The 11,851-nt window shown below is 53.1% G+C and carries 11 protein-coding genes; 3 read left to right on the top strand and 8 right to left on the bottom strand.

What is annotated here, in order from left to right; genetic code table 11:
• Positions 1-29: 29 nt before the first annotated feature.
• From ACFQ1Z_RS11360 to ACFQ1Z_RS11340, 5 genes are all read right to left on the bottom strand, one after another.
• Positions 30-770, bottom strand: a complete 741-nt coding sequence (locus tag ACFQ1Z_RS11360) for a UDP-2,3-diacylglucosamine diphosphatase (protein ID WP_379057714.1) — start codon at positions 768-770, stop codon at positions 30-32.
• Positions 770-1,264 (bottom strand): peptidylprolyl isomerase, encoded by a 495-nt coding sequence (locus ACFQ1Z_RS11355; protein ID WP_379057713.1) that lies wholly within the window; start codon positions 1,262-1,264, stop codon positions 770-772. The genes ACFQ1Z_RS11360 and ACFQ1Z_RS11355 overlap by 1 nt, the downstream gene beginning before the upstream one ends.
• Before the next feature lie 76 nt (positions 1,265-1,340).
• Positions 1,341-1,910 carry a peptidylprolyl isomerase gene (locus ACFQ1Z_RS11350; RefSeq protein ID WP_379057711.1) on the bottom strand — a complete coding sequence of 190 codons (570 nt, stop codon included), beginning with the start codon at positions 1,908-1,910 and terminating at the stop codon, positions 1,341-1,343.
• Positions 1,910-3,157, bottom strand: coding sequence for a L,D-transpeptidase family protein (locus tag ACFQ1Z_RS11345; RefSeq protein WP_379057710.1), 1,248 nt, complete (start codon positions 3,155-3,157; stop codon positions 1,910-1,912). The genes ACFQ1Z_RS11350 and ACFQ1Z_RS11345 overlap by 1 nt, the downstream gene beginning before the upstream one ends.
• An 83-nt stretch (positions 3,158-3,240) precedes the next feature.
• Positions 3,241-4,353: a tetratricopeptide repeat protein gene (locus ACFQ1Z_RS11340; protein WP_379057709.1), complete on the bottom strand. Its 1,113-nt coding sequence runs from the start codon at positions 4,351-4,353 to the stop codon at positions 3,241-3,243.
• Positions 4,354-4,607: 254 nt separating this feature from the next.
• Between ACFQ1Z_RS11340 and cysS the strand changes: the two genes are divergently transcribed.
• On the top strand, positions 4,608-5,981 hold the full coding sequence (gene cysS, locus ACFQ1Z_RS11335) for a cysteine--tRNA ligase (protein ID WP_379057708.1): 1,374 nt from the start codon (positions 4,608-4,610) through the stop codon (positions 5,979-5,981).
• Between the two features lie 41 nt (positions 5,982-6,022).
• On the top strand, positions 6,023-7,249 hold the full coding sequence (gene argJ / locus ACFQ1Z_RS11330; protein ID WP_379057707.1) for a bifunctional glutamate N-acetyltransferase/amino-acid acetyltransferase ArgJ: 1,227 nt from the start codon (positions 6,023-6,025) through the stop codon (positions 7,247-7,249).
• Positions 7,250-8,248: 999 nt separating this feature from the next.
• On the opposite strand, the gene arfB is transcribed toward argJ, so the two are convergent.
• Entirely contained in the window at positions 8,249-8,650 is a 402-nt protein-coding gene (gene arfB / locus ACFQ1Z_RS11325) for an alternative ribosome rescue aminoacyl-tRNA hydrolase ArfB (protein WP_379057706.1), read from the bottom strand.
• 17 nt (positions 8,651-8,667) lie between these two features.
• Positions 8,668-10,623 (bottom strand): ATP-dependent DNA helicase, encoded by a 1,956-nt coding sequence (locus ACFQ1Z_RS11320; RefSeq protein ID WP_379057705.1) that lies wholly within the window; start codon positions 10,621-10,623, stop codon positions 8,668-8,670.
• Positions 10,624-10,829: 206 nt separating this feature from the next.
• Between ACFQ1Z_RS11320 and ACFQ1Z_RS11315 the strand changes: the two genes are divergently transcribed.
• Entirely contained in the window at positions 10,830-11,351 is a 522-nt protein-coding gene (locus ACFQ1Z_RS11315) for a C40 family peptidase (protein WP_379057703.1), read from the top strand.
• Between the two features lie 27 nt (positions 11,352-11,378).
• Here ACFQ1Z_RS11315 and ACFQ1Z_RS11310 read toward each other — a convergent pair whose 3' ends face one another.
• Entirely contained in the window at positions 11,379-11,675 is a 297-nt protein-coding gene (locus ACFQ1Z_RS11310; protein WP_379057701.1) for a SelT/SelW/SelH family protein, read from the bottom strand.
• Positions 11,676-11,851 lie beyond the last annotated feature (176 nt).

Genomic DNA, 11,851 nt, shown 5'->3' with positions numbered 1-11,851 from the left:
AATTGAGCCTGGCAGTATTTGCCTCAGCCCTACAATTGCAATGTGACCAGCGCCATGCCTTCATCGTCCAGGCGGCAAACAACGGCGCTGTCATGCCAATCACCCAGCACCCAGCGCTGGCAAGCATGCCCATCCACGGTGAGCGCATGTATCTCCGGCCTGTGCGTATGCCCGTGTAGCAACACCTCAGGATAGTCATTTTCACGCACCAGCTGCAGCACTGCGCTTGCATTCACATCCATGATCGCTAGTGGCTGCATGTTTTTGTTTTGCGTGCTCTGGCTACGCGCCTGCTCGGCGAAAGCGATACGGGCAGCCAGCGTTTGTGCCAGAAAAGCCTGCTGCCACTGCGGGCTGCGCACCTGGCTGCGAAACTGCTGGTAAGCCACATCATCAGTGCACAAGGCATCGCCATGCGACAGCAGTATGCGTTTTTCACCAAACTTTATCATGGTGGGGTCGGCCAGCAATTGCAGGCCACAGGCTTGTGCAAACTGTGCGCCTATCAAAAAGTCGCGGTTACCGTGCATGAAATACAGTTTGACGCCGCTGTCTGACAGGCGGCGCAAGGCGGCTACCACTGGCCGGAATTCGGCGCCATGTTCAGCGTCATCCAGCACATCGTCACCCACCCACGCCTCAACAAAATCGCCTAGGATATACAGTGCTTCAGCCTGCATCACCTCAGTCTGCAGCCAATGCAAAAAAGCCTGCGTTACCGCAGGCCTTTGTGCGCACAAGTGCAGATCTGAGATGATCCAGGTAGCCATCAGGCCAGGACCACTGCCTTTTCAATGATCACAGGCTCAACCGGCACATCCTGGTGACCGGCACGGTTACCGGTGGCAACGGTCTTGATCTTATCAACGACCTCAGTGCCTTCAACTACTTTAGCAAACACACAGTAGCCCCAGCCCTGGGTAGTCGCCGAGGTGAAATTGAGGAAATCATTGTCTTTCACGTTGATGAAAAACTGCGCAGAAGCAGAGTCAGGCACCATGGTGCGGGCCATTGCCAGCGTGTATTTGTCGTTAGATAAACCGTTATCTGCTTCGTTCTTGATAGTGGCATCGGTTGCTTTTTGCTTCATGTTGACATCAAAGCCACCGCCCTGGATCATAAAGTCATTGATCACGCGATGAAAGATCACGCCATCGTAAAAGCCTTTTTCAACATAGTTTAAAAAGTTAGCCACTGTGATGGGTGCTTTGTCTGCAAATAATTCGATAGTGATATCGCCAAAGTTGGTAGTGAGTTTTACCAAAACATTCTCCGTTAATTGATTTGAATAGCCGCTTTAGTGCCGTGCTGCAACACTTAAGCGGCTTGAATAGAGTGAGTTACTTGCCGCTGACTATGGTCGCGCGCTTGATGATCACAGTGCGTATAGGCACGTCAGACATACCACGCTGGTTGCCGGTAGGCAGATTGCTGATCTTGAATACCACGTCCATGCCGGAAACTACTTTACCAAATACGCAATAGCCTATCATGCTGGCTTCCGGGCTGGTGTAATTCAAAAACTGGTTATCAGCCACATTAACAAAAAACTGCGCCGTGGCAGAGTTAGGGTCCTGGGTCCTGGCCATGGCTATGGTGCCGGTCTGGTTGATCAGGCCATTGTTGGACTCATTGACGATAGGCGCGCGGGTAGGTTTTTCAACAAAATCACGGTCAAAACCGCCACCTTGTACCATAAAGCGGCTGATCACCCGGTGAAACACCGTATTGGTATAAAAGCCTTCTTTCACATATTGCAGAAAATTCTCTACCGTCTTCGGCGCTTTGTCGGCATAGACTTCCACCGTGAAATTGCCCTGGTTGGTTTCAAATGTGACCTGCGTGGCAGCAGTCGCGGACGACATCGCTGTCATGGTACACAGTAAAAATAAACCTATCAGTTTATGCATCAGGCTGACCCTTCATATAAGATTTTCCATTGGCCGTTTTCCTGCACCCAGTACTGGCGTTTTTTCATGACGTTGCGTAAAGCCGGGCTGATATATTCCTGCTCAAAATCGACCACCACCATGTTTTTGGCCGAATTAGGATAAGTAAACATACTGACTTCTGACAGGTTGACACTTACCTTAGGCTTGTTCGCCTGTATCTGCCGCTTGTAACCTGACCACTTGCTTAAGCCACCCTCTGAATAAAAGAAATCGCTGGCATAATGCGCCAGGTAGGCATCGGTGTCCTGCGACACCCAATCCTTACGCCAATTTTCCAGTGCCACTTTCAAGGCAGATTTTGCCTGCGCCTGCTGTTTGAGCGACTCTGGGCTGATCCACTGAAAGTCTACCCCTATCACCACCGGCGTATTGCCCAGCTGCAAAATGTCCTGCAAGGCTTTCATATCCGGATTGGAAAGCACCACACAACCATCACTGGCGCGTGGCGGGCGACTGTAAGTATCACGCGGCGTGCCATGTATCCAGATGCCGGAACCGGTCTTGCGTTCGTAGCTGTCGATCTCGTTCGGGTAGTTGAGCGGGTAAGCAGCGTCACCGTATAGATCAGGCAAAGGACGATTAAGTTTCCGCGAGGCGAAGTAAACGCCTATAGGGGTGCGTTTATCGCCCTGGTCTTTTTTACCTATGCCGTTCTTGCCGATAGTGACATAGTAATCGGCCAGATACTTGAGTGTGTCTTTGTGGCTTTTTTCGTAGACATACAAACGCGAGCGCGCAGTATCAACGAATAACACATGTGTTTGCTTTTCAGACAACTCTACCAGCAGGTTAGGCTGGGTCAGGCCGCGATTCTGGTCGAAATAATTGCGGATGCGGATCTCGGCCTCATCTTTGAGGTCCTGTATGCGATTGAGATTGGCCGCATTCGCATCACCAAAGCCATTGAGTATGCGTGCTTTGGCAGAGAGCAGGTCGCCATGTATGAGGTGGGCAAGCGCGAAGTTCGGTGAGATGGCCAGCAACTGGTCAACGTAATCCAGCGCCTGCTGCAGGCGGCCTTCCTTGATGGCCTGCAGGGTTTGCACCAGCATGCGTTCTACGCTGCCGGTGTTTTTATTTTGTATGAACAGGCGCGTGGTCAACGCCTCATGGTTCACCGCGGTTGCGTTCCACGGCAATAGTGCAGCGCTTACAAATGCGATACAGCAATATTTTCTCAAACTTCTCATGCCGATATTATACATTCGTTAATTCAAAAACTGCGCGCAACTCGCTGAATTCGCTGGAGATTCCTGTTTTTTACCTCTTAATTCAGCGCACATATGCCTTAAAACTTGCCTACCCGCTCCTGCTTGATCAACCAGCGTGAACCTTCTTTGACCAGATTAAGGGTCTTATTGGAGTTGGCATCCAGGCCAGTCGCCTTGTAAATCTGCCTGAAAGTGACTTTCGCCGCAGTCTGGCTTTCCATTTTCACAGAAATATTCTGCAATTTCACCGAGATCTTGGCCGGACGGCTGACACGATCACGCCTGGTGGTTTCCCACTGTTTGCGCGTCTCACCGGCTGGTGTTTTGAAATCGCGGGCATAACTATCCAGGTAGCGGTCCACGTTTTGCGCTGCCCAGGCATCTGCCCAGGCATTGACTGCCTCTATGACAGCCTGCTCCTGCTGGTCCACAGCTGGTTTGGATTCAGCTGGTTTGGACTCAACCGACTTGGTTTCAACCGGTTTGCTTTCCACCACGGCAGGTTTTTTGCTCTCGACCACAGCCGGCGGGGTGGTCACCGTTGGCGCCGTATTCGCTGGCGGCGTCACCGTCGGCGTGCTGCTACCCGGCGGCATGACAGGGGCGCTGGCCGCTGGCGGGTTGCCAGGCACGGCGGTGGCCGGACGGGCCACGGCACGCTTGCCACCGAACAGATCGGTGATCATGGCCAGTTTATTTTGTGCACGGCTGTTGGAAGTATCCAGTTTGAGCGCCTTGTCATACGCTTCAGAAGCCATGCGCGCATAGATATCACCCAGGTTCTCATGGGCAGTGGCATAGCTGGGGTGGGTTTTTATGGCAGACTCAAGTGCTTTACGCGCTTTGTCATACTGGCCCTGGTCAGCATATAAAACGGCCAGGTTATTGTAGGGTTCCGGCAGGTTGGGGAACTTCTCGGACAGGTCTGTAAATGCTTTGATGGCCTCATCACGCTTACCCAGTTCGACCAGAATGACGCCGCGCATAAACATGGCTTCAGCATTCTTGGGATTAGCCGACAGGTAGGTGTTGACTTTATCGAGTGCCGCCGCCTGGTTACCCTGCTCTGAAAGCTGATTGATTTCGCGAAGTTCGACGTTGGTTTGACCGGCCATCACTACATGCGACACAGCGGCCTGACTGAAAATGACACTGAATACCAGCAAGTATTTTTTTAATGTTGCATTCATGAGTTAATTACCTGAGCAATCGTTGATTTTTAGCAGTATGTTATACTTGAATTGTACAAGAGACAGTGCAGATTTAGGTGATTATTACGCAATGATTTCTATATCTATTCGCGTTTTAACCATTTGCCTGACAACAAACAACCGGATTGTCACAATGTTAAGCCAGGCACAAAAAAACATTTGCTTAACGCTGGCCGGACACTCCCTTATTTCAGCTGATTTTATCACGCATTCACCTCATTACATTTGTTAGCATGTTAAAACTACACAACACCCTGACCCGCAGCAAGCAAGAGTTCCAGCCTATCCAGCCCAATAAAGTACGCATGTATGTCTGTGGCATGACTGTGTATGACTTTTGCCATCTGGGCCACGCACGGGTGATGGTGGTGTTTGACATGGTGGCCCGCTGGTTGCGCGCCAGTGGTTACGAAGTGACTTATGTGCGTAACATCACCGATATTGATGACAAAATCATTAAACGTGCCAGCGAAAACAACGAATCCATACAAAGCCTGACCCAGCGTTTTATCACCGCCATGGACGAAGATTCAGCCAAGCTGGGCATCATACGCCCGGATTTAGAGCCGCGTGCCACCGAGCACGTGCAAGGCATGCTGGATATGATCAGCCAGCTGATCGCCAAAGGCTTTGCCTACCAGGCCGACAATGGCGACGTGTTTTACAAAGTGCGCAGCTTTAATGATTACGGCAAATTATCCGGCAAGACACTGGATGACCTGCGCGCCGGCGAGCGGGTAGACGTGGACGGCCACAAACACGACCCGCTGGATTTTGTATTGTGGAAATCAGCCAAAGCAGGCGAACCTTACTGGGAGTCTCCGTGGGGCAATGGCCGCCCGGGCTGGCATATAGAATGTTCGGCCATGAGCGCCGAGCTGCTGGGCCAACACTTTGATATCCATGGCGGCGGCCAGGACCTGCAGTTTCCGCACCACGAGAATGAGATCGCGCAATCCGAAGCCACCCATGGCTGCACCATGGCTAACTACTGGCTGCACAATGGCTTTGTGCGTGTAGATGACGAAAAAATGTCCAAATCGCTGGGCAACTTTTTCACCATCCGTGAAGTACTGGAAAAATACGACCCTGAAGTAGTGCGCTTTTTCATCCTGCGTGCTCATTACCGCAGCCCGCTCAATTACTCTGACAAACATCTGGACGATGCCAAAGCTTCATTGACGCGTTTATACACTGCTTTGCGTGGCCTGCAAGTGCCATCCATAGACATAGACTGGCAACAGCCACCAGCCGCCAGATTCAAAGCTGCCATGGACGATGACTTCAATACCGCTGAAGCACTGGCTGTATTGTTTGAACTGGCCAATGAACTGAACAAGGACAGATCGCCGCAGACCGCCGCATTACTGAAACAATTAGCCGGTATCGTCGGTTTGTTGCAACGTGACCCGCAAGCGTTTATGCAGGGTGATATACAAGGCGACGATGCAGCCGGCGAACTGGATATAGACAGCCTGATCACGGCGCGCATCAACGCCAAAAAAGCCAAAGACTTTGCCGAAGCCGACCGTATCCGCAAAGCCTTGTCCGACGCAGGCATAGTACTGGAAGATACCGCACAAGGCACCACCTGGCGCCGCGCCTGACATGATTAAAACCCTGTTCTTTTGAGAGTGAAGGAAAACGGATGCCCGTTAAATTAAGCGCGCCGCTGGCGCAAGACCTATTAGCTGTTGCAGGTGTACAACTCGGTTTCACGCAAGCACATATACGCAAACCCAACCGCAAGGACGTGCTGGTCATCACCGTGCCTGAGGGCAGCAGCGTATCCGGCGTGTTCACCCTGAACCGCTTTTGTGCCGCACCGGTGACCGTGTGCAAAGAGCATCTGCAGCTGGGCAACGGCATACGCGCCTTACTGGTGAACACCGGCTGTGCCAATGCCGGCACCGGCCAGCAAGGGCTGGATGATGCGCGCGCCAGCTGTATCGCCGTCGCCCAGGCACTGAATATCAGCCCCACCCAGGTATTGCCATTCTCGACCGGGGTGATCCTGGAAACCCTGCCTATGGAAAGATTACTGGCCGGCATCCCCAATGCAGTGGCGAATCTGCAAACCGATAACTGGCTGAATGCTGCCGAAGCCATCATGACTACAGACATCGTCGCCAAAGGCAGCTCGCGTACACTCACTATAGGCGGCAAGTCGGTGACCATCACCGGCATCAGCAAAGGCTCAGGCATGATACATCCCAACATGGCCACCATGCTGGGTTACATCGCGACTGACGCTGCCATCAGCCAGGCTACCCTGGACAACATCATCCAGCACGCGGTGAATAAGTCATTCAACTGTATCACCGTTGATGGCGACACCAGCACCAACGACAGCCTGATCCTGATAGCGACCGGCCAGGCCGGCAACGCCGAGATCACTGAACAAAGTGCCGACTTCAGCAGCCTGCGCGATGCACTGACAGAGGTAGCCACAGAACTTGCACAAGCCATAGTGCGTGATGGCGAAGGTGCGACCAAGTTTATGACTATTCAGGTCCAGGCAGGCAAAGACGAAGAAGAATGTCGCAAAGTCGCTTACGCCATTGCACACTCGCCGCTGATCAAGACTGCGTTCTTTGCTTCTGACCCTAACCTGGGGCGTATCCTGGCAGCCATAGGCTATGCCGGAGTGGATGATCTGGATGTGAATACCCTGCAGCTTTACCTGGGCGATGTACTGGTCGCGGAAAAAGGTGGCCGTGCGGCGGCCTATGTGGAAGAACAGGGCGCAGCGGTGATGAAAGAAAGCGATATTCTGGTGCGTGTAGTGCTGAATCGCGGACCGGCAGATGCCACGGTATGGACATGCGATTTTTCGTATGACTATGTCAAGATCAATGCGGATTACAGATCGTAATCTTTATTCTTTAAATTGTATTTAAGCTGGGGGCTTTTTGCCTGTAGGCGGGTTGATTTTCCTGACTTGCCAAAAGTGGCCGACCTCGCAGAGTGAGGAATGCACTATCTGCTTGTGAAGTTCTAATCGGTATTTCTTTGGGTGGTTTAGTGCTCTGTTTCAGCGCTTTCTTTCGCCTCTAGGCGAGTTACTTTTCTTTGCTTGCCCAAAGAAAATGTAACCAAAAGAAATGCACCCTAGCTTCCGCTTGTTTCCTGCGTTGCTCGTCAGCGTGGGCGTCTAACGAAACTCGCCCTGACAAGCCACACAGAACGTGGCTTGTTGCGGAACTCGGACAGACGCTGGCCGACCCCTCCCACGCTGACTGCGCTACTCGGCGCGTCAGATAGGGGCCCAAAGTCAACACCACCACGATGAGTCATTAGTGAACCGCCATGTGCAGTGGGCCGCTTAGTAACTTAGTATTTGTATTATTGCGCCAGTCGAGCGGGATACGACGTGAAAAGACCCACCTAAACCACCGCGTAGTGCCTTTCCGGGTCCCCTATCTGACGCGCCGAGTAGCGGAGTCAAAATAAGGAGGAAGGGAGCGACTGTCTGAGCTCCGCGGTGGCCTGCGTCCTGTGCAGGCCGCTAGGGCGAGTTTCGCGACCGCTTATTTTGACGAGCAACGCAGGAAACAAGCGGATGCTAGGGTGCCCTTTCTTTTGGTGTCTTTTCTTTGGGCACGCAAAGAAAAGACACTCGCCTACAGGCGAAAAGCAGCTGAGAAATCATCCAAAGAACTACCTAAATTACATCTCCAGCAAGTGCATCATTCGTCTGCACGAGTCCGTCAGTTTGGACAAGCAAAGGAAAAGTAACCCGCCAAGTGGCGAAAGAAAACGCTGAATCAGCGCGCAGAACTACCCAAAGAAATACCTATTAACTACTCATCCAGCCAGGCACGCATCAGCTTTCGCAAAAGCAATCTCAGGCGATTCAGCACAGGATTTATTGCTAATGATCCTCAACCACTTTCCCGCGCCCCCGCTTGATCTCCCCCCGCTGCAACTTTCCCGCCACCCTACGTTTCTGTGAGGCCCGCGTCGGCCGCGTCGCATACCTCGTGGCATGCACATGACAAGCCGCCTCCACGATCGCCTGCAAGCGAGCGATCGCATCCTTTTTATTCGCCTCTTGCGTACGATATTGTTGCGCCTTGATCACCAGCACCCCTTCGGCGGTGATGCGCTGGTCTTTACTATTGAGCAATCGGTGTTTCACCGCATCACTCAGGCTGGAGGCATGGATATCAAAGCGCAGGTGGATGGCAGAGGATACTTTGTTCACGTTCTGCCCGCCCGCGCCTTGCGCGCGGATAGCGGTCAACGTGTACTCATTTGCAGGCACTATCAGCATGTCTGAATCGGGGCGGATCAACCAGCAGGTGGGTCTTCAGCTACGCGCTCGAAAAATGCCTGCACTTCATCCAGTTTTCGGGTGCGTTTGAAAGGCGGCAGACTCTGCCAGATGCGTCGCCCGTAAGGTTTATCTACCAATCTCGGATCGCAGATCACCAGTACGCCGGAATCGCTCTCGTCGCGGATCAGGCGCCCGGCACCCTGTTTGAGGGTGATGACGGCATAGGGTAGCTGATATTCCATAAAGGCGTTTTTGCCTTCGGTGTTCATTTTATCTATGCGCGCTGACAGCACCGGGTCATCTGGTGGTGCAAACGGCAATTTATCGATGATGACGCAGGAGAGCGCTTCGCCACGCACATCTACGCCTTCCCAAAAACTCTGTGAGCCAACCAGCACCGCATTACCATGTGCGCGGAACCTGTCCAGCAGCTCGGTACGGTTGCTTTCGCCCTGCATCAGCAACGGATATTCCATGCCCTGCTCGGCAAAGGCCTGTTTGAGTAAGGCATGCACTTCGCGCATGGCGCGCAGCGAGGTGCACAGCACAAAAGCCCGCCCACGGCTGGCTTGCAGCACCGGCAAGGCGATGGCGGCCACCGCGGCCGGGTAGGCGATGCTGTTGGGTTCGGGCATGCCTTCGGGCACATATAAAAGTGCCTGGCGGTCATAATCGAACGGGCTTTGCCAGTGCCGGGTTTGCGCAGCCAGCAGGCCCATCTGGCCCTGGTAGTGATTGAAATCGTTTTTTACCGCCAGAGTGGCGGAGGTGAAGATCCAGGCGCGTGGCTGCGCGTTCAGCTGCTTGCCAAAGCCGTCTGCCACACTGAGCGGGGTCGCATGCAGTTGTACGCTTTGGCTGAATACTTCTACCCAGCGCACCAGGTTTGCCTGGTTGCCTTTGTGCCAGGCTTGCAGCAAGGCGAGCAGGGCCTCGCCACGTTGCCAGCATTTTTCCAGCAAGGGGTCGCGGGCGGCCTGGGTCTCGAGCACTTTGGTCAGCGTCGCTAGGGTTTCCAGCATGTGCTGATAGGCATCAGCGAAATTCTTCAATGCCTGGGCTTTTTGCACCGGCATGCGCGCGCCTTCAAACTGGAATACCAGGCGGAAATCGCGGCAGGCTTTTTCCAGCGGCGTCACCGCTTCAGCCAGGGCGACACAATCCTTGACTATGGTCAGATAGGCCATCTGGCTATCCCTGGCCAGGTCCATCAATTGCGAGGTGGAGATATCCTCGCCAAAGAACAGCCCGGCCACTTCGGGCAACTGGTGCGCCTCGTCGAAGACCACGGTGTTGGCACTGGGCAACAGTTCTGCCACGCCTTCGTCCCTGAGCATGACATCGGCAAAGAACAGGTGGTGATTGACCACCACCACATCGGCCGCCAGCGCCTGTTTGCGCGCCTCCATGACAAAGCATTGTTTGTAGAACTGGCAATCCTGGCCTACGCAATTGTCGCGGGTCGAGGTCACCTGTTGCCAGACCGTCGCCTGCTCCGGCACTTCGATCAGTTCGGCCTTGTCACCGCTGGTGCTGTTCTCGGCAAAACTTTGCAGAATGGGGATATATTGCGCGTCTTCGCGCGATTGAAAACGGCCTTCCTGGCTGGCGCGTAACAAATGGTAATGGCAGATATAGTTGGCCCGGCCTTTAAGCATGGCGACAGAGACCGGCACTTTGAGTGCTTCGCGCACGGCTGGCAGGTCGCGCTGATAAAGCTGGTCCTGCAAGGTCTTGGTGCCGGTGGAAATGATCACTTTGCCACCGGACAACAGCGCTGGCACCAGATAGGCATAGGTTTTACCGGTGCCAGTGCCGGCCTCAGCCACCAGCTGTTGCTGCTGCTCAATGGCGTCGGCGATCGCCTGCGCCATTTCCTGCTGTTGCGGGCGGCTTTTAAAGCCCGGCATGGTCTGTACCAGACTGCCGTGCTCTGAGAATGCTGTCGTGACTTGCTGCATTAAGGACATCTGATAATTATCCCATGAGCGCCCCTAAATGATGCAGATTTTTAATCATGGCCTGGCGGGCGCTGCGTATAAAAATAGCTGAAAACTTGCATCTGCGATTGAAGTATGGCAAGGTTTAGGCCGTAATACATATCTCTGACACAAAAATAACCTAAGCCAACCTTTTGATTGAGATGAATAAATCAGTTCTTAGCTTTGCTGTAATCATGATCAGCACACTGCTTTACCAATCGCAAAGCCTGGCTGCGCCTGGTGATGACAAGCGTTGGCAGAACGCCTACAGCTATACGCAGGAGCAGGTGCTGGAGAACCAGTCCGGCCTGTCCGGCACATGGTCTGAGAAAGTGGAAGAGATCATGATACGCGCGCTCAGCCTGACCGGCGTCGGCTATAAATATGGTGGCCGCAGCCCTGAAACCGGTTTTGATTGCAGCGGTTTTGTGCAATATGTGTTCAAGCATGCGGCACAGATCTCGCTGCCGCCTTCTGCCCGCACCATCAGCGAACTCGGCGATACCGTCAAACGTGACGACCTGCAGCCTGGCGACCTGGTGTTTTTCAACACGCTGAAATCAGCTTTCTCGCATGTGGGTATCTACGTAGGCAATAACCAGTTCATTCATGCGCCAAGAGCCGGGGCTAAAGTGCGCATTGAGAATATGGACGAGCGCTACTGGAGCAGCCGTTATAACGGTGCCAAGCGCATGGAAGTCGAAGCCGCCAATTAAAACTGTTGGCTCACCGCTACAACCAGCCTAATCGCCCGCACTCTTAACCGGGCTGTCACTATGCCCCAGCGAACGTTGCGGGTCGATTAAATCTCTGATCAGCTGCTTTAACTCTTTGGCTTCAGGAAACCGCCCTGCCTGCTTGCGCGAAAAGATCAGCTGACCATCACAACGCACTTCCAGGACCCCGCCGGTGCCAGGCACCAGGTTGACCGAGCCTAGATCAGTGTCAAAAGTCGTCAATAACTCTTGTGCCAACCAGGCGGCACGCAGCAGCCAACGGCACTGTGTACAAAACTCGATTTCTACGATAGGCTTTTGCATATTGCACTCTAATAACTTATTTGCGTTGAGAGTATAGTCAATTTTACTGAAATAGCGGAAAATGAACTTAACACTATACTTTCCACTCTCTGAAAACAGGCTGTCATCAACAGATGCAACTTGACTCTGAATACAGTAATATCCCAACTGTAATCTTCTTCGCTTAATTGATCACA

The organism is Methylophilus luteus (assembly GCF_042676265.1).
Classification (GTDB): Bacteria; Pseudomonadota; Gammaproteobacteria; order Burkholderiales; family Methylophilaceae; genus Methylophilus; species Methylophilus luteus.
This window is presented reverse-complemented; position numbering and strand designations above follow the sequence as displayed.